The organism is Agrobacterium sp. 6Ca8 (assembly GCF_055382765.1).
In genome coordinates this window covers 670,280-692,893 of sequence record NZ_AP026435.1, presented here as the reverse complement: position 1 = coordinate 692,893, position 22,614 = coordinate 670,280, and the positions used below count along the sequence as shown (strand labels likewise).

Below are 22,614 nucleotides of genomic sequence, written 5' to 3'. Positions count from 1 at the left end.
TCGATCATTTTGCCCATGCGAATCTGAGCGCGACTGGTGGCCGGCCCTCGCAACTCGCCGCACTATCAGCGAGCATTGAGGCAACGCAGCGAGCCACTTGCCTCGACCAGTAGACCAAGTGGAAAGACGTTGGCGTCGATTGACGCGTCAACGACCTGTTCAAGGCTATCTGCCAGGGCGCGTGGACAAATCGCTGACAGCATGCGGACCTACCGGGTGTTTTAAAAGCAATGCTTGTCCCACGGTCGCGGCATGACGGTTATCTGCTAACCGCATTAGCCGCTATGCGACTAAGAACGCGGTTACTTCATCGGCCAAGCCAGCGAGAAAAGTGTGTCGATCTGGATGAGGTTCCGGGACATTTGGTGGCAATTCGTCCATGTATGTAAAATGGCCGGCATCGGGATCAACTTGGAGCGCCACAGATACCTGGGCGGCTAGTACATCCATGAGAAAACGAGACTGGGCCGGGGGCGTGATTGTGTCCTTGGCTCCCACCCAGATTTTCATCGGCATCTTGATACGGTCAAGCGCACCTGATCGGCGGAAGAAGTCCGTTGGCGGAGCCAAGACTGCCAGTCGCTCGAGGCGTGGCGTGGAGCCTGTAATCAGTTGCTGCCCATCAAGGGTTTCGCCCTCGGCACCTTGAAGGGCGAGCATGGCCGTAGCTCCAATGGAATGCCCGATACCCACGATGGGGAGATTGCTGGAGGTGCATTCGTCTATAGATGCTTCGAGCCTGCGGATGCGCATGTCCAACTCGGCCTTGGTCGGCGCGATTGAGGTCAGCATTTCGAAGTGTGGTGCGATGACCGTGCAATTCCCGTTAGCCAAGGTCTGCAGCAAATGACGGTGGCGTGACGGATTACCGCCACGACCGACTGCGAACAAAGCAATGCACTTTGGGTGCTTGGCCTCGACCCGAGTAATGGTAAAGGACTCCAACTCATTGGATACGATGTCGATATTGGATTCAATTTCCATATTTTCTCTCAATCATCAGAATAAGTTTATCATCGTCTTCCGCGATAAACGAAGCCAACGTATCTCATTCATTGAAGTCCTGACCAGTCAGCGATTCAACGTTGCTTTTTGGAGGCCGTTTGAACCAGAGCGACTTCATCGAAACAGATTGGTGCATTCTGATGGGTCTGTGAACGCTGGTGCCCCAGGAGAAAAAAGAGCGGGCGCGGCCCGCTCCCGTCCAAGGATTTAGACCTGGGCTTGGCCACCATCGGCAAACAGTTCGGCGCCGTTTACGAAGCTCGCATCGTCGGAGGCGAGGAAGAGGGTCGCCTTGGCGATTTCGTCGGGCTCACCGACGCGACCGAGCGGAATACGGGAAGCTAGGTAGTCGATCAGACCCTGCTGCTGCTCCTTGTCATCACCAGCAAGCTCCACAAGTCCGGGCGTGCGCGTTGCTCCGGGGGAGACGACGTTGACGCGGATGCCAGTGCCCTTGAGATCGAGAGCCCAGGAGCGGGCGAGGTTGCGGACGGCCGCTTTGGAGGCTGAGTAGACCGAGAATGCGGCCGTGCCTTCTGTGCCGGCGGTCGAACCCGTTAGAACGATCGACGAACCCCGACCCATCAGTGGCAGAGCCTTTTGAACAGTGAAGATGACCGCCTTCACATTGCGAGCGAACGTGTTGTCAACCTGCTCTTCGGTGATTTCGCCGAGGGGAAGCATGCTGCCGCCGCCGGCGTTGACGACCAAGACATCAAGGCGTCCCTGTTGCGACTTCACCTGGGCGAAGACTTCGTCGAGTTCGTCGTTCTTTGCCGAGTCCGCCTGTATGCCGACGGCGCCGTGGCCGATCGCTGCGACGGCCTCGTCCAGAGCGTCCTTGCGGCGACCTGTAATGTAGACCCGGGCTCCTTCGGCTGCGAAAAGCCTGGCGGTCGACAGGCCAATGCCGCTCGTTGCACCGGTCACGATTGCAATCTTATTTGCTAGTCTCTTGGTCATTTTATTCTCCTAAGGCTGGGCGCGCGAAAGGGTCAGTCCGAATTCGCGGCCTGTTGACGGTCTAAAGCTATGCGGGAGGTGGCGCCGGCCTTGGGCCTGTCGTCGCCGTCCGATGTGCAGAACGTAATTCCTCAGCCCTGCAGGGAGAAGCCAGTTCGTATGGAGACTTTATCCATCTGTATGGACAGTCTCCATCGCCGCGCCGCGCCTTGCGTCGACGCCTTCAAACACTTTCGCCGCCCAGTCCGAGAATGCCCGCAGCCGCGGGTTTGAAAATCTGTCAGCGGGATAGACCAGGTGCAGAACAAGGTTTTCAGGCTTCCAGTCAGGAAGCAGTTCGATCAGCAAACCCTTGTCGATATTAGGTCTTGCCAGGAAGCCGAAACTTTGGCCGATACCCAACCCGGCTAGCAACGCATTCAAATGCGCCGTGCTTTCGTTGAGGGAAATGCCGCTTGACATCGGCATATACTCGGTCTGCTCGTTGCCGCGCTGGAAGCGCAGCGGGAACCGTTTACCGGACGACGCCGAAAAATAGCTGACGACACGATGCGCCTGAATGTCGTCTGGATGCATCGGCAGTTCTTTTCCGGCGAGATAAACTGGCGCTGCGCAGAGCACATAGTCGAGTTCGCATAGCTTCCTCGCCCTGAGGGATGAATCGCCAAGTGAACCACCACGAATGACGCAATCGATCCCTTCGCCAATAAGGTCGACAGATCGATCACTGACGCCGAGAAGCAGGTCTATCTGCGGATACTGGCGCTGGAAGTCCCAAAGGGACGGGATGAGGATCCGGTTCGCCAGGACAGAACCAATATCAATCCGAAGCCTTCCTTTGGGCGCGCTGCGGGCGCCAGCGATGGTGCCGTCCATGTCGTCCAGATCCGCAAGCAGGCGAAGGGCGCGCTGGTGATAGGCAATACCTTCCGTGGTCATTGTCACCGACCGGGTGGTCCGCTCAACGAGTTTCGTCCCGAGATGTGCTTCAAGATCCTGCACGAGCTTGCTAACTGACGACCGTGGGAGATTCATTGTGTCCGCAGCCTTGGTAAAAGATCCGGCTTCGGCAACGCGAACGAATGTTCGTATGGCGAGTATCTGGTCCATGCAACGCCCTGCAGATTAGGTCTACGATAACCGACTATATCGGAACCGCGACCAAGACCATTGAATTTCTTGCTCTCAGTCGGTCGCGTGCCTCCAACAAGACCTCGAATGCTGATTGTCGCTTAAACGCAGTCGACGCCATACATGCCGGAGGTTTGGCTTCTCTGTGCAGAGAGATCCGGTAAATGCTCCGTTTTCGGCCGGTTTCGTCGCCCAATCGGTTTGATGGTAAGGCGCGTCATGGCGGCGGCACGCAAAAAAATGCCACGCCGGAAAGACCGCACGCAGTCGATGACACCTATCCTGCGCACATGCGCTGACTTGGGCGCTACCGAAGTGTGCATTTTATCGACGTAGATCGCTCGTCAGTCATTCACCAATCGAAGCGGGGCGGTTCGATGGTTGGGATACAATTAATACAGTGAAATGAGCGACACCCTCATATTCAATTATGGTGAGGGAGAACGCGACTGTTTTAGTATGTCGGTCACGACAAACGAGCGACGTGGCTCCTAAACGCTTCGCTGCTCACTGGCACTGCCTGCTTAGTCCTTTGCGCCAGAGGGCGAATGCACAAGATTGGTTTCCTCAAAATGCCCTCACTTTGGAATTTGCATCTTTGATTATCTATCAAAACTATAGAAATTAAAGGTAACAGGAGTGAGGCGAACAATGAACGTACTTGGAATAAGCGGCAGCGTTAAACAACCGTCACGCACGGCACGCATTGTCTCGGACATCCTGAACTCGATTGAGAGACGGGCAAGCGTCTCTGTGGACACGGTCGATCTGGCTGTGGCGGCGCCGATCCTGTTCAGGGCTCTTCGCGCAGATCAACTGGATGAGGCCGGCCGCAGGATTATTGATGCTGTGGAAGGTGCCGACGTACTTGTCGTCGGTTCGCCTGTCTACCGCGCATCCTACACCGGCGCGTTAAAGCATCTCTTCGATCTCGTCGATTTCCGTGCGCTTCAAGGCAAGCGCGTGATCCTTGCGGCAACGGGCGGTACAGCACTGCATGGCCTCATGCTGGAGCATCAGTTCAGGCCGCTGTTCGGCTTCTTTGGCGCCGTTACAGTGCCAACGACGGTCTACGCCGTTGAGGCGGATTTCACCGGATACACACTCTCGAACCCCGTGGTTGAGGCGCGCATCGAGCGTGCCGTTGCCGAATTGATCGATCTACTGCCGGCCAGAAACCTTGTCGCCGACGATCACCGCTCGGCCCTTCGCCTCGTTTCACACGACGCGGTCGCCAACTGACATCAGAAAAGAGGAGATTTCCATGACTGAACACCACGCCGAGCCCGTGAAATTTGCCTATTGGGTGCCGAATGTGTCCGGCGGCCTCGTAATATCGAACATCGAGCAGCGCACCAGCTGGACAATTGACTACAACCGCAAGCTCGCGCAGATCGCTGAAGCGAGCGGCTTCGATTACGCGCTAAGCCAGATCCGCTTCACCGCCGGCTACGGTGCCGAATTCCAACATGAATCCGTGTCGTTCAGTCACGCTCTGCTGGAATCGACGACGACGCTCAAGGTCATCGCCGCCATTCTGCCTGGTCCGTGGAACCCCGCGCTTGCCGCCAAACAGATTGCCACGATCAATCACCTCACCAACGGTCGCGTTGCCGTTAACATCGTCAGCGGCTGGTTCCGCGGCGAGTTTCACGCCATCGGCGAGCCTTGGCTCGATCACGACGAACGCTACCGCCGTTCGGAAGAATTCATCCGGGCTCTGCGCGGCATCTGGACAGAAGACAATTTCACCTTCCGTGGCGATTTCTACCGCTTCAACAACTACTCCCTCAAGCCGAAGCCGATTGATCCGCAGCCGGAAATCTTCCAGGGCGGTTCGTCGCGTGCGGCTCGCGATATGGCGGCCCGCGTATCCGACTGGTACTTCACCAACGGCAACACGCCGGAGGAAATCGCCAAGCAGGTGAATGACATTCGCGTCAAGGCCAAGGAAAACAACCACGCGGTCAAAGTCGGCGTGAATGCCTTCGCCATCGTGCGCGAGACCGAGGAAGAGGCGAGAGCCGTGCTTGCCGAGATCATCGAAAAGGCCAATCCGGAAGCGGTCAATGCCTTCGGCCATGAGGTAAAAAATGCCGGCAAGTCTTCTCCCGAAGGCGAGGGCAACTGGGCGAAGTCCAGCTTCGAAGATCTCGTTCAGTATAATGACGGCTTCCGCTCAAACCTGATCGGCACTCCGCGGCAGGTTGCCGAACGCGTGGTGAACCTCAAACGCGCCGGGGCTGACCTTATCCTGCTGGGCTTCCTGCATTTTCAGGAAGAAGTCGAGTATTTCGGCAAGCATGTCATCCCGCTCGTGCGCGAACTGGAACAGGCGGAAATCAGCGCGGCAATCGCTGCGGAGTAAGATTGCAAATCAGACGGCAGCGGCCTTTGGCCGCCGCCTGCACCACGGGGGACCGCCTCCGTGATTGGAAACCTGTGCCCATTGGGCGGAGCATGGACTGAACGATGTCAGCATCGAGTTTTCTGGTTGCAAGCCTTGGCGCGGAGGTGGCGATCCCAACGGACATTCGCCAACACATTGCCTTGCCCAGCGAGCATGTCGGGCAAGAACGCCGCGCGGTGGACGCCGCCAAAGAACTTGTGCTGGAGCTTCGCGGTATTGACCTCTCCTTTGGAGGCGTCGTCGCTCTGGAGAATATCGACCTGGCCGTGCAGCAGGGCGAAATCCTGGGTATTATTGGGCCGAACGGCGCCGGCAAGAGTTCGCTGATTAATGTTATCTCAGGCGTCTACCGCCCGGATCGTGGCCATGTAGCGATTAATGGCAAAGCCTATCGTCCAGTGCCGACTGAGAAGCTCGCCAGTCTCGGCGTGGCGCGGACGTTCCAGAACCTCGCCTTGTTCAAGGGTCTCAGTGTTCTCGATAATGTTGCCACGGGGCGGGCTTACGCCGAGCGGGCAAATTTCCTGAGCCAGATAACCGGTCTACCGAGCGCTCGTCGCGAGAAGGCCGATGCCCGCGAGCGGGCAGGGCGGATCATCGATTTTCTGCATCTGACGCCCCATGTTGACCGGCTTGCCGGCACGCTACCCTATGGATTGCAGAAGCGGGTGGAACTGGCGCGTGCGCTTGCCGCCGAGCCACGCATTCTGCTGCTTGACGAGCCCATGGCTGGCATGACGGCGACGGAGAAGAACGAACTTGCCGATTATGTGCGTCTCGCGCGTGACGAATATGCGGTCACCGTCGTTCTGATCGAGCATGACGTTGGCGTGGTGATGGGTCTTTCCGATCGCATCGCGGTGCTCGACTACGGGCGCAAGATCGCCGATGGCACGCCTGCGGAAATTGCCAGCGATCATCGTGTCATCGATGCCTATCTCGGCGCTGCGCCGGAAAACGAAGACGGGGAGGGTATCTGATGGCTGCGTTTGATTGGTTGTTCTTTACCGAGGTGCTGGTCGGCGGGTTGCTCTCCGGGGTCATGTATTCCCTCGTCGCCATCGGGTTCGTGCTGATCTACAAGACATCGGGTGTCCTAAACTTTTCGCAGGGCGCGCTTCTCCTGTTCGCGGCGCTGACCTTTGTCAGCCTTGTCGAGCGTGGCGTGCCTTTTGTGGCTGCCTTTGCCATTACCTTTGCCATCATGGTCGTCATCGGTGTTGCGATCGAGCGTACGGTGCTTCGGCCGCTCACCAACAAGCCACCGATCACGCTGTTCATGGCGACGCTTGGCCTCTCCTACATCATCGAGGGAGCGGCCCAACTCCTCTGGGGTACGCAGGTTCATGGGCTTGATCTCGGTATCGAGGACATTCCCTTTGATGTTGGTGGCGTTTTCATCAGCCAGTTCGACATCTTTGCCGCAGTCGTCGCGGCCGGCATGGTGGCGGCTCTCTCGGCCTTCTTCCGCTATACCCGCATCGGCCTCGGCTTCCGCGCCGTCGCGGATGACCAGTTCGCGGCGCTTGCCGTCGGTCTCAAGCTGCCCTGGATATGGGCGAGCGTCTGGGCGGCGGCAGGCCTCGTTGCCCTGGTCGCCGGGCTGCTCTGGGGTGCGCGGCTCGGGGTACAGTTCTCGCTGTCGCTGGTAGTGCTGAAGGCTCTGCCGGTGCTCGTTCTCGGCGGCTTCGATTCCATTCTCGGCGCGATCATCGGTGGTCTGATTGTCGGCGCGTCGGAAAAGCTCGCCGAGGTCTATATCGGCGAATATTTCGGCGGCGGCATCGAGGGGTGGTTCGCCTATGTCGTGGCCCTTGCCTTCCTGCTGATCCGCCCGTCCGGGCTCTTCGGTCAAAAGCTCGTGGAAAGGGTCTAATATGTCCGCCGTTACAGCCGATCTTTCATCGTCGTTCTCCCTGCCGCGCCATGCCGGCACGGTCGCAGTGCTCGCCGTTGCTTATCTCGTCGTGCCGTTCGTCGGCACCAGTTACCTCTTCGAGGCAATCCTGCTGCCGTTTCTTGCGCTCAGCCTTGCCGGGGTTGGTCTCAACCTTTTGACTGGCTATGCGGGTCAGGTCTCGCTTGGTTCGGCCGCATTCATGGCCGTCGGTGCCTTTGCGGCATACAATTTCAATCTGCGTATCGATGCGCTGCCGCTTATTGTTTCGATTGTGCTCGCCGGTCTTTCGGCCGCAGCAATCGGCATAGTTTTTGGCCTGCCGAGCCTGCGACTGCGCGGTTTCTACCTCGCCGTTTCGACTCTTGCGGCGCAGTTCTTCGTGCAATGGGCGTTGACGAAATTCAGCTGGTTCTCGAACGAATCCGCATCCGGCGTGATCGATGCGCCAGCACTGTCGCTGGCCGGGATTTCTTTCGAAGGGCCGATCGGGCGTTATCTCTTCGCGCTGACCATTGTCGCCGTCCTCACGTTCCTCGCCTACCGCCTGGTGTCGTCGCAGACCGGCCGCAACTTCATTGCCGTGCGCGACAACGAGACCGCCGCACGCATCATCGGCATTCCGGTGCTTCGCACGAAGCTGCTCGCCTTTGCAATCTCGTCCTTCATCGTCGGGGTTGCCGGGGTAATCTGGGCTTTTGCCTATCTTCGCACGGTGGAGCCGGCCGGCTTCAATCTAGACCGCTCGTTCCAAATACTCTTCATCGTCATCATTGGCGGGCTTGCCTCGATCCGGGGTGCCTTCTTCGGCGCGGCTTTGATCGTCGTCTTTCCGCTCGTCCTCTCACGGCTTGGCTCTTTGCTATTGGGCGATGTCTTTAATTCCGGAGTGCTCGATATGACGCAGCGCATCGTTCTCGGCGCCTTGATAATACTGTTTCTGATCCTGGAACCTGACGGCCTCGTGTCATTGTGGGATCGCTTGAAGTTACGCATTACGGCTGCCGTCAGGCGGGCGTGAACCCCTCGAAGCCGGCCCTGACAGGCAAAGGCTTCCAACAAGAAAAGCTTATCAGCAATGAATTCCTGAAACCAACACGGATGGCCGAGCGCCAGCCGACAGACGGAGTGTGTCCAGATATGACCTTCTACACGAAAATCAAAGCAGCAGCCTTTGCTGCCGGCATCAGCCTCGCCGCCATCGCCTCCCCGGCCATGGCCGACGAGCAGCACTTCCCCCTGCAGAGCTACCGCGTCGGGCCTTATGCAGCCGGTGGCACGGGCTTTTTCGGCGGATTCATCGATTATCTCAATCTCATCAACATCAGGGACGGCGGTATCAACGGTGTCAAGCTGACATGGTCCGAAGCCGAAACCCAGTACGAAGTTGAGCGAGGGGTCGAAGCTTATGAACGCCTGAAGAGCAACCCCGGCGTTGCCGCCTGGAACCCGCTGTCGGTCGGCATAGCCTATGCCATGATCGACCGCATCACCCAAGACAAGGTGCCGCTCATTACCATCAACCACGGCCGCACGGATTCGACCGATGGCCGTGTTTTTCTCTATGTTTTCCCGCTGCTGCTCAATCCCTACAGCGAAACCTCCGGCATCGTGAACTACATTGCATCCAAGGAAGGCGGGGTTGGAGGACTGAAGGGCAAGAAGATCGTCGTGCTCTACCACGGCTCTCCCTATGGCAAGGAAACGATCCCGATCTATGACCTGCTGGCCAAGAAGTATGGCTTCGACCTCCAGCAGATCGAAGTCCCGCATCCGGGCAACGAGCAGCAGTCGCAGTGGCTGACGATCCGCCGTGCCAAGCCGGATTATGTCGTGCTGCGCGGCTGGGGCGTCATGAACCCGGTGGCGTTGAAGACGGCGGCGAAAACCGGTTTCCCGGTGGATCACATCATCGGCAATGTCTGGTCCAACTCGGAAGAGGACGTTATTCCCGCCGGCGATGCGGCCAAGGGCTACACCGCCATCACCACCCAGGCATCAGGTGCCGAATATCCGGTGGTCAAGGAAATCGTGAAAACCGTCTACGACGCCGGCAAGGGCAACCTTGATGACAAGAGCCGCATCGGCTCCGTCTATCACAATCTCGGTATCGTCAACGGTATTCTTAATGTCGAGGCGGTGCGGATCGCCCAGGAGAAATTCGGCAAGCGCACCCTGACCGGCGACGAAGTTCGCTGGGGCTTCGAGCATCTGCAGCTTGATCCAGCCCGTGTCGAGGCATTGGGCGCCAAGGATCTCTTCCACTCGATCAATGTCACCTGGGATAACCATGAGGGTAACGGCTACGTGACGTTCCAGCAGTGGGACGGCAAGAAGTGGAACGTGGTTTCCGATTGGATCGCACCGGACTGGGCCCTGCTGCGCCCGATCATCGAGAAGTCGTCGGAGGCCTATGCGGCTGAAAAGGGCATCAAGCTTCGCACGTCGGAAGATGCGAATTCCGTGACGAACTGATGTTTGCGTGGTCGGGCAAGGGTCTCCCCGTGTCCGGCCACCATATCCCGAAAAGCGCCAAGGAGATAATGATGACCGAGGGGAACAGGCTGCTTGCCGTGGAGGGGCTCCACGCAACCTACAATCATGCCATCACCGCATTGCATGGGGTCACTTTTTCGCTCGGACGGGGGGAGATCCTTGCCGTTCTCGGTGCGAACGGCGCTGGCAAGACGACGACGCTGAAGGCGGTTTCCAACCTCCTTCCGGCCGAACGGGGGCAGGTGCTCGCCGGTCATGTCCTGTTTGACGGTCGTGATGTCACGCGCGAAACCCCAGCAAGCCTTGTCCATCGCGGTCTCGTGCAGGTGCTCGAAGGTCGCCATTGCTTCAAGACACTGACGGTCGAGGAAAACCTGGTCTCCGGCGGCCTTGGCCGATCCGCCACGCGCACTGAAATCGCGACCGACCTTGAGAAAATTTACACGCATTTCCCAAGACTTAAGGAAAAGCGCCGTGTGCTTTCCGGCCTCACTTCGGGCGGCGAGCAGCAGATGACGGCCATCGGCCGGGCACTGATGTCGCGGCCACGGCTGCTTGTCCTCGACGAACCGTCAATGGGGCTGGCGCCTCTCATCGTGCAGGATATTTTCCGCACGCTGAAGCGCCTTAATCGCGAAGAAGGGCTTTCGATCCTGGTCGCTGAACAAAACTCAGCAGTCGCGCTGACCTATGCCGACCGGGCCATCATTCTGGAAAACGGCGTGAGTGTGCTGTCAGGCACGGCCGCCGAACTCAAGGCGCGCGATGACGTGAAAGCCTTCTATCTGGGCCAGAAGCCAGCCGCGCTCGTCACGCATATTCACTGAAAATCAAAGGAAAGAGGAGACATGGCATGACCATTTCCAACGTGAAGACGAAAGATGCGGCTCAAGGCGTTCCCGCCGTGCCGCGGCCGAGTGAGCCGGCACACATCATCAAGAGCGATGCCGAAGCGATCGAAGTCGCGAAGAAACTCGCCGCCGAAATTGCCCCCGGAGCAGCCATTCGCGATCGCGATCGCATCTGGCCGGTAAAGGAACTCGATGCCTTCTCGCAAAGCGGGCTCTGGTCGATCAACGTGCCGAAGAAGTTCGGCGGTCCTGAAGTCTCCTATGCGACGCTCGCCAAGGTGATCGAGATCGTCTCCGCGGCCGATTCCTCGATTGGCCAGATCGCGCAGAACCATCTCGGCGTCGTTGCCGCGATCCGCACGGTTTCCGATGAGGCTCAGCAGACGCTGCTTTTCGCAGAAGTGCTGCGCGGCGCACGCTTCGGCAATGCCTTCTCCGAATTCGGTTCCAAGCGGGCGGCGGACTTCGAAACGAAGTTCGTCGATGCGGGCGACCATGTGATCGTCAACGGCCAGAAATTCTACTCCTCCGGCGCACTTCTCGCCCATCTCGTGCCCATCGTTGCGCTCGATGATGAAGGCCGCGCCTGGTATGCAATTGCCGAGCGAGACGCGCCCGGATTGACCGTCATCGACGACTGGTCATCCTTCGGACAGCGCACGACGCTCTCAGGCACTGTCATCCTCAATAACGTCAAGGTGCCGAAAACCCATCTGGTTCCCGGCTACAAGGGTTATGCGGAACCCACTGCGGATGGTGCGATTTTCCAGATTATCCAGGTCGCGGTGGATACGGGTATAGCGCAGGCGGCAATCGATGAAACCATCTCCTTCGTGCGCACCAAGAGCCGTGCATGGGTGGATAGCGGCGTAGATCATGCCTGGGATGACCCCTACACGATCCAGGCTGTCGGCGATCTGACGCTGCGACTGCATGCGGCCCAGGCGCTGCTTGAAAAAGCCGGTTATGCCATTGATCGCGCCATCCGGAACCCGAATGCTGACACGGTCGCCGAAGCACAGATCGTGACGGCCGAGGCGAAAATTCTCTCGACAGAGATAGCCATTACGGCGACCAACAAGCTGTTCGAACTTGCAGGCACCCGCTCCACGCTTGCAGAGCATCACCTCGATCGCCATTGGCGCAATGCCCGTACCCACACGCTGCACGATCCGGTCCGGTGGAAATATTCCATCCTAGGCAAGTACTTCCTCAATGGCGAGAAGCCGCCACTTCACGCCTGGAGCTGAGTAAACTCTGGAGCTCGGGGCGCGCAAGGCGCCCCGGTTGGCAATTGATCTTGCTACATCCGCCAGCAGTAATGAGATATAGTGACGTGATGAGACGGTGCCCCTCAAGCGCGTTTCCAATCAAGCGCCCCGTAACGAGGAGCTTTGCCGGAAACTTCGGGAACATAGAATAGTGGTGATGATGAGCCTTATGTGCAGGAAGCGGAAAACGCTTTTTAGGGCCTTCCAATCGTGCAGGGCACAGATCTCCTTGGGGAGAACGTAGAGGCAATGAATTCTCTTGTTCCCATAGCTTCTGCCCGCCTGACCGTGGCAGTTGTCGGCGGTGGCTTCACCGGCGCGGCAATGGCAATGCATCTGGTAGCGGGTAACGGATACCCGACTGATACATCCGTTGTCGTCATCGAACCTCGATCGGAGTTGGGCCGCGGCTTGGCCTATAGCGCAACCGATCCGGCGCATCGGGTCAACGTTCCCGCTGCAAGAATGACGTTGTTTCCGGATATTCCCGATGATTTCGAGCGTTATGTTGGCGGTATTCCGACCCGAGACGATGCCGAGCTCATAGGACACGATGGCTTGCCTTATCCCAAGCGGTCTGTCTTCGGCGAATACGTCTCGGCACGGATTCAACCGTTTTTGGATGACGGCCGTATCAGACACTGGCGGACCAAAGCGATCTCGGTGTCACAAAAAGGAAACCGCTATGAGATTGCGGGGGCTGACGGTACAGCGCTCATTGCGGATATAGTCGTGCTGGCCGTCAGCCATCCACCACCTTCTTTGCCTCGGGTGCTTCAGCCCTTCAAAGATGATCCCAAGCTGATTGCGGATGTCACCGTGACCGATGCGATCGACGCCGTCGAGACTGGAGATCGTGTTCTCATCGTCGGAAATGGCTTGACCTCCGCCGATGTGGTTGCCTCGCTCAAGAGACGGGGCCATGTCGGCCAGATAACGTCGTTCTCTCGCAGGGGCTTGCGGTCTCGCGGCCATGGCCCCGTCGGGCAGGAGCCTTTCGGCGATTTCCTGTCTGAACCGTTCACCTCTGCAAGCAAGTTGCTCCATAAGGTTCGCCAAACGCTGCGAGAAGCACATGAACAGGGCATGACGTGGCATAGCGTCGTGGATGCGCTGAGGGCGCAGGGGAGGGACATATGGGAAAATCTGCCTGTCATTGAGAGACGGCGCGTTGCCCGACACTTGCGGCCGGTCTGGGATGTGCATCGCTTTCGCATCGCGCCGCAAGTCGAGGCTGCTGTGGAGCAGGCGATCGCGAGCGGCCAAATGGATGTCCGGGCTGCCTCGCTTTCTTCCGTGACACGGATAGACGCCGGCTACAGGGTGACGTTGCGACCCCGGCGCGCCAAGTCTCTCGAAACGCTTGACGTCGATGCGATCGTCGTCACCACGGGCCCGGCGCATGGCGGCATTCTTCAAAGCCAAGCCATGCTTCGAGAACTTGAGCAGGTGGGCCTGTTGCAACCCTGCCCGACCGGGCTTGGCATCTTGGTTGATGCCAAGTCTAATCCCGTATCGGCTTCAGGCGAGAGCATGACTTCACTGTTTATTGCCGGGCCGCTTGCACGCGGCACTTTCGGAGAACTGATGGGGCTGCCGCAGGTTACCGAGCATGCAATCTTCGTCGCAGAGCGTGTTCGCGACCTGATCGATGAATGTAGGATTTCGCATCGCACGGGCCAGGCGGTGGAAGGCTGACGGCCCGCTGTTTCTTGAATACATTTCTTCCACTCTTTGAGAAAGCCTTGGGACGATAATTCCATCAAATTCGCCATGCTTTGCGAGGCCCTCAGGACGGTGTACGGTGAAAGCATACAAACGAGCTCCTGGCTCAGGGGGAGCTCGCCCCCTGCTGCCAGCGCGCTGCCTTACGGGAGATGAGACCATGTTCACGCACATCATGATCGGAAGTAATGATCTGGAGCGGTCAAGAAACTTCTACGACGCCACGTTCGCTGCATTGGGCGGCAGGCCCGGCGAGATGGATGCGAGAGGCAGACTGATTTACGTCCACGAAGGCGGACGACTGATGATCACGAAACCGATCGACGGCAAGGCGGCGACCGTTGCCAATGGCGGGACAATCGGAATCGCCGCCCTGAGCCGCGAGCATGTTCTGGCGTGGCACGACGCCGGTGTTATGCACGGCGGCACATCGATCGAGAGCCCGCCGAATGAGCGACCGAACGGGGCCTTCGTCGCTTATCTTCGTGATCCGGACGGACATAAACTGAGCGTACGGTCTCAGCCGGCAAAGTAACGCAGCGCCAATAGCGCTGGTATTCTCACAGCTGTTGTGGGTTGGTCTTTCTGCATAACTTTTGCAGCCGGATCCACCACATTAATCGCAACATTACGCTCAACATCCACGCATCTTGGAACCTACCATCGGCGGATTAAGACGGGCAAAGCCCTCCTGACGATGATAGGGGAAATGCGGATATGGCGGCGTCAAGACGCTCGCATTGTCCAGGAGAGCAACCTGATCATCGGTGAGATGCCAACCGACCGCTCCGAGGTTCTGCCGGAGCTGCTCTTCGTTTCGCGCTCCCATGATAATGGAAGACACCGCGGGCCGGCCTGTAAGCCAGTTGAGCGCCACCTGCGCAACTGTTTTGTCGACCTGTCTTGCGACGTCTTCAAGGGCATCAACGACGCGGTAGAGATGCTCCTCATCGACCGGAGGACCAAAGCTTGCGGTTTCGTGAAGACGACTGCTCTCCGGCAGGGGAGCGCCGCGCCTAATCTTTCCCGTAAGCCGCCCCCAGCCAAGCGGACTCCAGACGAGTGCTCCAAGGCCTTGATCCATACCCAGTGGCATCAGATCCCACTCGTAGTCTCGGCCGAGAAGGGAATAGTAAACCTGATTGGCAATGTAGCGAGGCCATCCGTACGCGTCGGCAACCGCCAGCGACTTCATGATTTCCCATCCCGAAAAGTTCGAAATGCCGACGTAGCGGACCTTTCCCGCCCGAACGAGCGTATCAAGGGTCGACAAGACTTCTTCGACGGGCGTCCGGGCGTCGTAGGCATGAAGTTGCAGGATGTCTATATAGTCCGTCCGAAGCCGGCGTAGTGCGTCTTCGACCGATCTGATCAAGCGAAACCTGGAGGAACCCGCATCGTTCGGCCCTTCTCCCATAGGCAGGCTGGTCTTCGTCGATATCAGCACGGTCTCGCGACGACCTTCCAGCGCTGCACCCAGCACCTCCTCCGATGCACCGTTCGAGTAGACATCTGCGGTATCGAACAGATTAACGCCTGCTTCAACGCAGATATCGATAAGTCGCCTTGCCTCGGTGACATCGGTCGTGCCCCACGCACTGAAAAGGGGACCTGCCCCTCCAAACGTGCCTGCTCCGAAGCTCAGGACCGAGACTTTGAGGCCTGATCGGCCAAGAGAACGGTATTCCATCTGGTATTCCTTTCTTGAGAAATGGAAGCGACTTGCGCCACCTGATGGGGAAGAGATAGGAGATCCGGCTTTCGTGATATAGATTGCGGGCGGGAACAACATTTGTGAAATCAGGGACCAGATGGCTCGAGCGGAAGTCAATCGATCCGGAGAAATGGAAGTCTTCGTGCAGGTTGTCGAGCGCGGTGGCTTCTCGTCAGCTGCTCGAAGCGTCGGAATGACACCGTCGGCGGTGAGCAAACTGGTCGCGAGACTGGAGGCGCGGTTGGGTACCCGTCTCATCAATCGCTCGACGCGCGTGTTCAAGTTGACTTCGGAAGGCTGCGTCTTTTTCGAGCGCGCTACGCGTATCCTGGCAGACATCGAAGATGCTGAGCGGATCGCCAGTGCGGGTGAGGTGCCCAGTGGCCGCCTCCGCCTGAGCACCAGCGCCTCCTATGCCACCCATGTCCTCTCCGGCATACTCCCGGAATTCCTGGAGCGATATCCTGAAATTACCGTCGATATCGTGCAAAGCGACCTTGTCGTCGATCTGCTTGAGGAGCGAATGGACGTTGCGGTTCGAGCAGGCCCGCTTAAAAGTTCGAGCCTCGTCGCCCGCAGGCTTGGCGATACTGCAATGACGATCGTCGCTGCTCCCTCCTATGTCGACCGGCATGGCCTTCCCCGGACTATCGAGGAACTTGAAAGGCATGACAGGCTGGGCCTTGGTTACACCCGCTCGATGGATGGCTGGCCGTTAATATCGGCAGGCGCGACGATTTTTGCCCCAGTCGTCGCCCGTGTCCAGGCCAATGACGGCGAGGCGCTGCGCCAGCTGGTACTCGCTGGAAATGGAATTGCCCGCCTCGCCAACTTCACGATACGCGATGATTTGAGGGCCGGCCGACTGGTGCCGGTGCTCGACGAGTATAATCCTGGGGACCGGGAGGAGTTTCATGCCATTCATATAGGGCAGGGTGGCCCGCTGCCTTCCAGAGTGCGCGCTCTTCTTGATTTCCTGGCCAAACAAGGCAAAGTTACATAGCAGAGAAACCCGCCTATCGGGGAGGATACCCTCGCCCGAACTCGAGTCGACGTCTCGCGTTAAGTTTCAAGCACCGGCATGTTTGTCCCGCGCAATTGGGCTAAAATGAACTTGATCTGCTCGTCGAGCGCAAAAAATCAGATCTAAAGCGCGTCAAATCCAAAGGAAAAATCCTGGCCGTCCCGCTCCCTTATGCGGCAAAAGCCGAAGGTCTTTTCATGTATACGCGCAGTCGTAACAAGAGATAACTCCTTGCGATCCTGCGTAAAATAGACCGCCTCGTCCCTGCCAACGAGGCAGTCTGTGTTGCGGCGTCAAAACGGACTGGCACTGACGCTACGCAGATTTCAGCCCCACCAGAACTCGACGATCTGTCGCCAATTCCCAATGCCTTCAAATAAGAAATTACGCACTTTAAAAACAGGCTTGATTGTTTGTAAGTTTAGTGCAGATTTGAGTTATGCCCGGAATGCGGCAGCAAAAACAAATGCACAAAAAGTAGTCGGAACGACACGAGGGAACTGATGGTAACTGGGAAGGAGCTGCAGCAGCCGGCTCGGCGTAAGCGCACGCAAAGTGAGCGGTCTGAGGATACGCGCAAGGCCATTTTCGATGCGACGATTAATCTCCTGTACAAAACGGGTTTCAACAAGACGTCCACTCCCGAAATTGCCCGCAGGGCGGGTGTGTCTCGCGGCGCGCTAACCCATCATTTTAGCAGCAAGGAAGACCTTGTCATCGGCGCTGTTGCCGATGACCTGACCAGCGTCAATCGGCGGCTGGCAGACTTTGCTGAGGCGTTCGGATCCGGTAGCGGCTCGACCGACGAGATCGTCGATTATCTCTGGAAGACGATGTTCGACCGACTGTTCTATGTCACGCTCGAATACCTTCCGGAAGCGCGCCACAATACCGGTTTTCGCAACGGACTTATTCCGGTCGTGCAGGAGTTCCATGACAGGCTGGACGATATCTGGACGGCGCTTGCGACTTATCGCAACGTCGATCCGGCCAGCGTGCGCATCGTCATGAACGCAACCATGTGCCTGATCCGCGGCATGATTGCCCAAACGGTCCTGCGACCGGCGGACCCGACCTATTACGAAAACCTTCTGACGTTCTGGAAACAACAGGTGAGGGCTTATTTTGCAACGCTTGCCGATGATGCGGAGCGCCAGCCATGAAGCCACTTCTTCAGGTAAAAAATCTCGAGCGCGCTTTTTACGGAGTGCGGGTTCTGAACGGCGTCGACATCGAGGTGATCGACGGGTCGATTACCGGGCTGATCGGGCCGAATGGTGCTGGGAAATCGACGTTTTTTAATTGCATTTCCGGTCTCTACATGCCTGACAGCGGCTCCGTGACCTTTGCGGGCGTCGACATAACCCGCCTCAGCCCGCAGGAAAGAGTGTCGACGGGCCTGGTGCGCACTTTTCAGCTTGCCCGTGGTTTTCCCAAACTCAGCGTTTTCCAGCACCTGATGCTTTATGGCCAAGACCATCCGGGCGAAGGCCTGTTTGCCAGCATCACCGGCAGCGCGGCCGGCAAGCGGCGCGAGGAGCAGCTTGCCGAGGAAGCCATCTCGATTGCCCGCCGGTTGCGCCTCACCCACGTTCTGGACAATCCAGTCACTGCCCTGTCGGGCGGGCAAAAAAAACTGGTGGAAATAGGCCGTGCGCTGATGGCGAAGCCCCGGCTCGTGCTGCTTGACGAGCCGATGGCGGGCGTCAACCCGACGTTGACGGCGGAGATTGCCGATCACTTGCGCAGCCTCAATGCCGAGGGTGTCACAATCTGCCTCATCGAACATGACATGAAGCTGATTGGCAGCCTTTGCGACCCGGTCATCGTCATGGCGGAAGGGCGCAAATTGACCGAGGGCAGTTTCGATACCGTCGTCGCCGACGAGCGGGTTCAGGAAGCATATCTGGGCGGAAGGCATTGACGATGTTGAAGGCAGAAGGCCTGGTGGCCGGTTACGGGGCCGCCGAGGAAATTCTCAAAGGCGCATCGGTCGAGGTGCATGCGGGCGAGATCGTTACAATCATCGGCCCCAACGGCGCGGGGAAATCAACCCTGCTAAAGGCGATCGCCGGGCTGGTTCCGCTGAAAGGCGGCAGCGTGGTGATGAATGGTGCGGATTTGACCAGAAAAGATGCGTTGGGCAGATCGAAAGCCGGCCTCGCCTTTGTGATGCAGGAAAAAAACGTTTTTGGTACCATGTCGGTAGCGGAAAATCTCGAGATCGCCAGCTTCGGTAATCCTTCCGGCATGTCGCAAAGGCGCGAGAGCGTCTATGGTCGTTATCCCATCCTTGCTGACAAGCGCAAAGCGCTTGCGCGTACACTGTCCGGTGGCCAGCGGCAATTGCTGGCAATGGGAATGGGCCTGATGACCGAGCCGAAGCTTTTGCTGCTGGACGAGCCGACGGCCGGGCTTTCCCCCAAGGCGGCTGAAGAGCTGTTTCAGGCTATCATCGAACTGAACCAGTCCGGGCTGCCCGTGCTGATGGTCGAGCAGCACGCTCTTGAGGCGCTCGAAATATCAACACGCGGCTACGTCATCGTCACCGGTCGCAACGCCGCCACCGGCGGCGGCCCGGAACTCGCCGCCGACCCCGAAATCCGTCGCCTGTTTCTGGGTGGCTGACATCGAATTGCCTGACATTCATTATTAAAAAAAAGGGAACAACGCATGAGCAGCTTTAAAATCAATCGTCGTGGTTTCATGGGCAGCGTCGCTGGTCTGGCCGCAACCGGCCTGTTGCCGCAGGGCGTTCTGGCGCAGACAGGCCCGATCCGGCTTGGCGCGCTAACGCCGTTGACCGGTTCCGGCGGTCCATACGGCCCGGTCATGGTCAAGGCCATCCAGGCTGTTGCCGCCGAGGTCAACAATGCAGGCGGTGTCCTCGGTCGTCAGATCGAAATCATTTCCGAAGACGACCAGACCAACCCCGAGGCGGGGGTGCGCGCCGCCCGCAAACTGGTGGATGTCGACAAGGTTTCGGCGATCCTCGGCACATGGGCATCCTCCGTCACCACAGCCGTTGCGCCGATCTGCTGGGAATCCGGTACATTGCTTGCCACCGTATCGGGTGCCGACGCCATCACCGCGCTGCCGCACCAGGGTTACATCATCCGCACCCAGCCGACGACCATTCTTCAGGGCCGCAAATTCGGCGAATTCGCCGTCGAACAGGGCGTGAAGAAGCTATTCTTCTTCTCGCCACAGACGCCGTTTGCCGAAAGCCAGTTTAACAACATAACCGCCGCCGTGACAGCTGCGGGCGGTGAAACCAAATCGATGATCTATGACGACAAGAAGCCCTCCTATCGCAGTGAGGTCGACGAGATGCTCGCCTATGAGCCTGACGTCATCGTGCTTGGCGGTTACGCAGCCGATACGACCGTTCTGCTGAAGGACATCTACCGCTCCGGCTACGAAGGCAAAAAAATCGCCTTCGCCTATTCGGTGAACCAGAAGCTGATCGACAGTGTCCCGGCGGAAATAGTGGAAGGCATCTACACAATTGCGCCTTCACCCGCGCAGTCGTCCACCGCTTACAAGCGGCTTGTGTCGCTGATCGGCGTCGAAAATCCCGATCCCTACACAACGCAGGTCTATGACCAGACCAATCTCATCATCATGGCGATGGCTAAGGCTGGTGCAGCGGACGGAAAATCCATTCGCGACGCCATCCGTTCGGTCTCCCAGGGCAAGGACGGCGAAATCGTGGATAACGCGCTCGATGGCCTAAAGCTGATCGCCGCCGGCAAGGCCGTCAATTACGAGGGCGCCTCCGGCCCCTGTGACTTTACCGACACCGGCGACATTTCCGACAGCCAGTTCCGCTACGAACAGGTGGAAGACGGCAAGCTCAAGCTGCTGAAAATCGCGTGAGGCATTGATGACAACCCTCGCTCAGGCGATACTCAACGGGATGATGACGGGAATGCTCATCGCTATTCCCGCCCTTGGCCTCACGGCGATCTTTGCCGTGCTGCGTTATGTCAACTTTGCCATAGGGGCCTATGCCACGGTTGGCGCTTTTGCAGCCTGGTATGTCAATACCAGGCTGGGGCTAGGTGTGTTCCCATCGGCGCTCGTCGCCTTCGTGGCGGGCGGGATCGTCGGTCTCGTGGCAGAGCAGACGGCGCTCGCAAGGCTTCGGCCATCGGGCGCACTGGCCGTGGCCATCGCCTCAATTGCCGTCAATCTCATTCTCGAAAATGTCATCCGCTTCATTTTCGGCAATGATCTTCAGGGCTTCGATCTGCCTGTCGCACGCGACTGGCGTTTTTCCGGCCTGCGCCTCGGCCCGCAGCAGCTGCAGACGGCGGCGATCGCCATTGCCATCATGGCGGCGGTGTTTCTCTTCCTGCGGTTCACACGCTTCGGCAAAGCCATGCGGGCAGTGGCAGATAATCCCGATCTCGGCAGATTGCTGGGCATGGATCCCTCGCGCATCGCCATGATCACCGTTGCTCTCGGTGCAGGGCTGGCGGGCGTTGGCGGTGTGCTGCTCGGCCTCGATACGGCCATCGATCCGATGACCGGCTCGCGCCTGCTCTTGTCCATCTTCGCCGCCGCCGTGCTGGGCGGGCTCGGCTCGATCCCCGGCGCCGTCGTCGGCGCGGTGATGATCGGCATCGGCGAGGAACTGGCCGTTCTCGTGCTGCCCGCCACCTATCGTTCCGCCGTCGGTTTCGCGACAATCCTGCTTATCCTGTCGCTGCGGCCTGCGGGAATACTGGGTGAAAGGAACACCTGATGCTGTCATATCTGCTTTTCACGCTCACGCTCGGCGGCATTTACGGTCTGCTGGCGCTCAGCCTCAATCTCATCTGGGGTGGCGTGGGCATGGTCAATCTGGGGCTTGCCGGCTTTTTCGCCGTGGGTGCCTATGTTTCGGCACTGGTGGCGATAGCGGGGGTTCCGCTACCGCTGGCAATGCTGCTCGCCTGCGTCATCGGCGCGCTGGCAGGCGTCATCGCCACCTTTGCAACCATTCGCCTGCGCGGCGACTACCTCGCCATCGTCACGCTCGGCTTTGCGGAAGTGGTGCGCATGGTCGCGCTGAACGAACGCTGGCTTACCCGCGGTTCCGACGGCATTTCCGGCATTCCGGCACCCTTCCGGGCCGAACTCGGCATAGACGGTTTCAACCTGTTCTATCTCGCGCTCGTCAGCGTCATCGTTCTCATCGTCTTCTTCGCCATGCGACGCATCGATGGATCGCCCTTCGGGCGTGTTCTCAAAGCTATTCGCGAGGACCAGGAACTGGCGACATTCGCGGGCAAATATGTGACCCGCTTCAAGATCCAGACCTTCGCGCTTTCCGCGGCGATCGCCGGACTTGCGGGCGCACTCTACGGACATTTCCAGACTTATATCTCGCCCGACCACTTCCAGCCGCTGATTACCATTTACATCTTTCTGGCTGTCACCGCAGGCGGTGTCGGCCGGCCGCTCGGCGCGCTGGCCGGCGCTTACCTCGTCGTATTCTTCCTTGAGGCGACACGCTTCCTTGGAGAAATCTTTCCCGGCCTCCAGCCTGGACAAGTCGCCGCCGTGCGCGAAATTCTCGTCGGACTGGCGCTTCTGGGCGTGCTGCATCTTCGCCCGCAGGGTCTTTTGCCCGAACGTATCGCCCCCGCACCCAAAACGGAGACATCATCTTGACCGACCTTCTCGCGGCTCTTTCAAGCCCCGGACAGCCGCAAACGCTGTATAGGGCGCTGGAAAAACACCTCTCGGAAACCATCGGCTTTGGCCTCTTCACTCTCCTCTACCGGGACGGTCAGGAGGTCGCCCGTGTTTATTCGACCAACGAAGAGGCTTACCCCGTCTTCGGCCGCAAACAGATGGGGCCAACGCCTTGGGGTGAAAAGGTAATAGATCGCCAGGAGGCATTTCTGGGTCCCGACAGAGAAGCCATCATCTGGGCCTTTTACGATCACGACCTGATTTTCAGCCTCGGACTTGGCGCGGTCATCAATATTCCCGTCGTTTACGATGGCGAGACAATCGGCACCATGAACCTGCTCGACAAAAGCGGCGCTTACACGCAGGAGCATCTGCGCCAGGCGCAGGCCGTGGCGCCGCTTCTCATCCCCGCCTATCTGGAAGCGCGTCGTCGCTGATACTT

Annotated in this window: 22 protein-coding genes; 18 read left to right on the top strand and 4 right to left on the bottom strand. The window is 58.6% G+C overall.

The annotated features are described in order from the left end of the window. Positions 1–282 precede the first annotated feature (282 nt). The 3 genes from ACZ5A6_RS26900 to ACZ5A6_RS26890 all read right to left on the bottom strand — a co-directional run bounded on the left by ACZ5A6_RS26900 (position 283) and on the right by ACZ5A6_RS26890 (position 3,078). Positions 283–984 carry an alpha/beta hydrolase gene (locus tag ACZ5A6_RS26900; RefSeq protein WP_112403058.1) on the bottom strand — a complete coding sequence of 234 codons (702 nt, stop codon included), beginning with the start codon at positions 982–984 and terminating at the stop codon, positions 283–285. Positions 985–1,212: 228 nt separating this feature from the next. Continuing rightward, positions 1,213–1,968, bottom strand: a complete 756-nt coding sequence (locus ACZ5A6_RS26895) for an SDR family NAD(P)-dependent oxidoreductase (protein ID WP_111800498.1) — start codon at positions 1,966–1,968, stop codon at positions 1,213–1,215. A gap of 168 nt (positions 1,969–2,136) precedes the next feature. Next, entirely contained in the window at positions 2,137–3,078 is a 942-nt protein-coding gene (locus tag ACZ5A6_RS26890; RefSeq protein WP_112403057.1) for a LysR family transcriptional regulator, read from the bottom strand. Between the two features lie 672 nt (positions 3,079–3,750). On the opposite strand from ACZ5A6_RS26890, the gene msuE reads away from it, so the two are divergent. From msuE to ACZ5A6_RS26840, 10 genes are all read left to right on the top strand, one after another. Beyond that, the gene (gene msuE / locus ACZ5A6_RS26885; protein ID WP_019567190.1) at positions 3,751–4,341 is read left to right on the top strand and encodes an FMN reductase; all 591 of its coding nucleotides are present in this window, start codon (positions 3,751–3,753) and stop codon (positions 4,339–4,341) included. A gap of 22 nt (positions 4,342–4,363) precedes the next feature. Then, a complete protein-coding gene (sfnG, locus tag ACZ5A6_RS26880; protein WP_019567191.1) occupies positions 4,364–5,467 on the top strand; it encodes a dimethylsulfone monooxygenase SfnG in 1,104 nt (367 codons plus the stop codon). A 104-nt stretch (positions 5,468–5,571) separates the two neighbouring features. Beyond that, complete coding sequence (locus ACZ5A6_RS26875) at positions 5,572–6,489, top strand: ABC transporter ATP-binding protein (RefSeq protein WP_112403056.1); 918 nt, start codon at positions 5,572–5,574, stop codon at positions 6,487–6,489. After that, positions 6,489–7,385 carry a branched-chain amino acid ABC transporter permease gene (locus ACZ5A6_RS26870; protein ID WP_065662859.1) on the top strand — a complete coding sequence of 299 codons (897 nt, stop codon included), beginning with the start codon at positions 6,489–6,491 and terminating at the stop codon, positions 7,383–7,385. The genes ACZ5A6_RS26875 and ACZ5A6_RS26870 overlap by 1 nt, the downstream gene beginning before the upstream one ends. A 1-nt stretch (position 7,386) precedes the next feature. Beyond that, entirely contained in the window at positions 7,387–8,427 is a 1,041-nt protein-coding gene (locus ACZ5A6_RS26865) for a branched-chain amino acid ABC transporter permease (RefSeq protein WP_080850304.1), read from the top strand. A gap of 119 nt (positions 8,428–8,546) precedes the next feature. Continuing rightward, positions 8,547–9,881: an ABC transporter substrate-binding protein gene (locus tag ACZ5A6_RS26860; RefSeq protein WP_464111532.1), complete on the top strand. Its 1,335-nt coding sequence runs from the start codon at positions 8,547–8,549 to the stop codon at positions 9,879–9,881. Between the two features lie 71 nt (positions 9,882–9,952). After that, positions 9,953–10,729, top strand: a complete 777-nt coding sequence (locus tag ACZ5A6_RS26855) for an ABC transporter ATP-binding protein (protein ID WP_112497609.1) — start codon at positions 9,953–9,955, stop codon at positions 10,727–10,729. Positions 10,730–10,755: 26 nt separating this feature from the next. Then, positions 10,756–12,003 carry an SfnB family sulfur acquisition oxidoreductase gene (locus tag ACZ5A6_RS26850; RefSeq protein ID WP_464111531.1) on the top strand — a complete coding sequence of 416 codons (1,248 nt, stop codon included), beginning with the start codon at positions 10,756–10,758 and terminating at the stop codon, positions 12,001–12,003. A gap of 270 nt (positions 12,004–12,273) precedes the next feature. Further along, positions 12,274–13,722 (top strand): FAD/NAD(P)-binding protein, encoded by a 1,449-nt coding sequence (locus tag ACZ5A6_RS26845; protein WP_113090502.1) that lies wholly within the window; start codon positions 12,274–12,276, stop codon positions 13,720–13,722. Positions 13,723–13,909: 187 nt separating this feature from the next. Continuing rightward, on the top strand, positions 13,910–14,284 hold the full coding sequence (locus ACZ5A6_RS26840) for a VOC family protein (RefSeq protein WP_112291687.1): 375 nt from the start codon (positions 13,910–13,912) through the stop codon (positions 14,282–14,284). A gap of 99 nt (positions 14,285–14,383) precedes the next feature. Here ACZ5A6_RS26840 and ACZ5A6_RS26835 read toward each other — a convergent pair whose 3' ends face one another. Next, on the bottom strand, positions 14,384–15,439 hold the full coding sequence (locus ACZ5A6_RS26835) for an aldo/keto reductase (protein WP_464111530.1): 1,056 nt from the start codon (positions 15,437–15,439) through the stop codon (positions 14,384–14,386). Positions 15,440–15,560: 121 nt separating this feature from the next. On the opposite strand from ACZ5A6_RS26835, the gene ACZ5A6_RS26830 reads away from it, so the two are divergent. The 8 genes from ACZ5A6_RS26830 to ACZ5A6_RS26795 all read left to right on the top strand — a co-directional run bounded on the left by ACZ5A6_RS26830 (position 15,561) and on the right by ACZ5A6_RS26795 (position 22,609). Continuing rightward, a complete protein-coding gene (locus ACZ5A6_RS26830) occupies positions 15,561–16,466 on the top strand; it encodes a LysR family transcriptional regulator (protein WP_112752971.1) in 906 nt (301 codons plus the stop codon). A 524-nt stretch (positions 16,467–16,990) separates the two neighbouring features. Continuing rightward, on the top strand, positions 16,991–17,650 hold the full coding sequence (locus ACZ5A6_RS26825; protein ID WP_060641948.1) for a TetR/AcrR family transcriptional regulator: 660 nt from the start codon (positions 16,991–16,993) through the stop codon (positions 17,648–17,650). Continuing rightward, a complete protein-coding gene (locus tag ACZ5A6_RS26820) occupies positions 17,647–18,411 on the top strand; it encodes an ABC transporter ATP-binding protein (RefSeq protein ID WP_025591729.1) in 765 nt (254 codons plus the stop codon). The genes ACZ5A6_RS26825 and ACZ5A6_RS26820 overlap by 4 nt, the downstream gene beginning before the upstream one ends. A 2-nt stretch (positions 18,412–18,413) precedes the next feature. Next, entirely contained in the window at positions 18,414–19,115 is a 702-nt protein-coding gene (locus tag ACZ5A6_RS26815) for an ABC transporter ATP-binding protein (RefSeq protein ID WP_003519309.1), read from the top strand. A gap of 45 nt (positions 19,116–19,160) precedes the next feature. After that, the gene (locus tag ACZ5A6_RS26810; protein WP_112403050.1) at positions 19,161–20,366 is read left to right on the top strand and encodes an ABC transporter substrate-binding protein; all 1,206 of its coding nucleotides are present in this window, start codon (positions 19,161–19,163) and stop codon (positions 20,364–20,366) included. Between the two features lie 7 nt (positions 20,367–20,373). Then, on the top strand, positions 20,374–21,237 hold the full coding sequence (locus ACZ5A6_RS26805) for a branched-chain amino acid ABC transporter permease (RefSeq protein ID WP_019567206.1): 864 nt from the start codon (positions 20,374–20,376) through the stop codon (positions 21,235–21,237). Then, entirely contained in the window at positions 21,237–22,148 is a 912-nt protein-coding gene (locus ACZ5A6_RS26800) for a branched-chain amino acid ABC transporter permease (protein WP_003519306.1), read from the top strand. The genes ACZ5A6_RS26805 and ACZ5A6_RS26800 overlap by 1 nt, the downstream gene beginning before the upstream one ends. Further along, a complete protein-coding gene (locus ACZ5A6_RS26795; protein ID WP_003519305.1) occupies positions 22,145–22,609 on the top strand; it encodes a GAF domain-containing protein in 465 nt (154 codons plus the stop codon). The genes ACZ5A6_RS26800 and ACZ5A6_RS26795 overlap by 4 nt, the downstream gene beginning before the upstream one ends. Positions 22,610–22,614 lie beyond the last annotated feature (5 nt).

Excerpts from the sequence above, each read along its gene's own strand:
- ACZ5A6_RS26900 (WP_112403058.1), bottom strand. The coding sequence starts at position 984 with ATGGAAATTGAATCCAATATCGACATCGTATCCAATGAGTTGGAGTCC.
- ACZ5A6_RS26895 (WP_111800498.1), bottom strand. The coding sequence starts at position 1,968 with ATGACCAAGAGACTAGCAAATAAGATTGCAATCGTGACCGGTGCAACG.
- ACZ5A6_RS26890 (WP_112403057.1), bottom strand. The coding sequence starts at position 3,078 with ATGGACCAGATACTCGCCATACGAACATTCGTTCGCGTTGCCGAAGCC.
- msuE (WP_019567190.1), top strand. The coding sequence starts at position 3,751 with ATGAACGTACTTGGAATAAGCGGCAGCGTTAAACAACCGTCACGCACG.
- sfnG (WP_019567191.1), top strand. The coding sequence starts at position 4,364 with ATGACTGAACACCACGCCGAGCCCGTGAAATTTGCCTATTGGGTGCCG.
- ACZ5A6_RS26875 (WP_112403056.1), top strand. The coding sequence starts at position 5,572 with ATGTCAGCATCGAGTTTTCTGGTTGCAAGCCTTGGCGCGGAGGTGGCG.
- ACZ5A6_RS26870 (WP_065662859.1), top strand. The coding sequence starts at position 6,489 with ATGGCTGCGTTTGATTGGTTGTTCTTTACCGAGGTGCTGGTCGGCGGG.
- ACZ5A6_RS26865 (WP_080850304.1), top strand. The coding sequence starts at position 7,387 with ATGTCCGCCGTTACAGCCGATCTTTCATCGTCGTTCTCCCTGCCGCGC.
- ACZ5A6_RS26860 (WP_464111532.1), top strand. The coding sequence starts at position 8,547 with ATGACCTTCTACACGAAAATCAAAGCAGCAGCCTTTGCTGCCGGCATC.
- ACZ5A6_RS26855 (WP_112497609.1), top strand. The coding sequence starts at position 9,953 with ATGACCGAGGGGAACAGGCTGCTTGCCGTGGAGGGGCTCCACGCAACC.
- ACZ5A6_RS26850 (WP_464111531.1), top strand. The coding sequence starts at position 10,756 with ATGACCATTTCCAACGTGAAGACGAAAGATGCGGCTCAAGGCGTTCCC.
- ACZ5A6_RS26845 (WP_113090502.1), top strand. The coding sequence starts at position 12,274 with ATGAATTCTCTTGTTCCCATAGCTTCTGCCCGCCTGACCGTGGCAGTT.
- ACZ5A6_RS26840 (WP_112291687.1), top strand. The coding sequence starts at position 13,910 with ATGTTCACGCACATCATGATCGGAAGTAATGATCTGGAGCGGTCAAGA.
- ACZ5A6_RS26835 (WP_464111530.1), bottom strand. The coding sequence starts at position 15,439 with ATGGAATACCGTTCTCTTGGCCGATCAGGCCTCAAAGTCTCGGTCCTG.
- ACZ5A6_RS26830 (WP_112752971.1), top strand. The coding sequence starts at position 15,561 with ATGGCTCGAGCGGAAGTCAATCGATCCGGAGAAATGGAAGTCTTCGTG.
- ACZ5A6_RS26825 (WP_060641948.1), top strand. The coding sequence starts at position 16,991 with ATGGTAACTGGGAAGGAGCTGCAGCAGCCGGCTCGGCGTAAGCGCACG.
- ACZ5A6_RS26820 (WP_025591729.1), top strand. The coding sequence starts at position 17,647 with ATGAAGCCACTTCTTCAGGTAAAAAATCTCGAGCGCGCTTTTTACGGA.
- ACZ5A6_RS26815 (WP_003519309.1), top strand. The coding sequence starts at position 18,414 with ATGTTGAAGGCAGAAGGCCTGGTGGCCGGTTACGGGGCCGCCGAGGAA.
- ACZ5A6_RS26810 (WP_112403050.1), top strand. The coding sequence starts at position 19,161 with ATGAGCAGCTTTAAAATCAATCGTCGTGGTTTCATGGGCAGCGTCGCT.
- ACZ5A6_RS26805 (WP_019567206.1), top strand. The coding sequence starts at position 20,374 with ATGACAACCCTCGCTCAGGCGATACTCAACGGGATGATGACGGGAATG.
- ACZ5A6_RS26800 (WP_003519306.1), top strand. The coding sequence starts at position 21,237 with ATGCTGTCATATCTGCTTTTCACGCTCACGCTCGGCGGCATTTACGGT.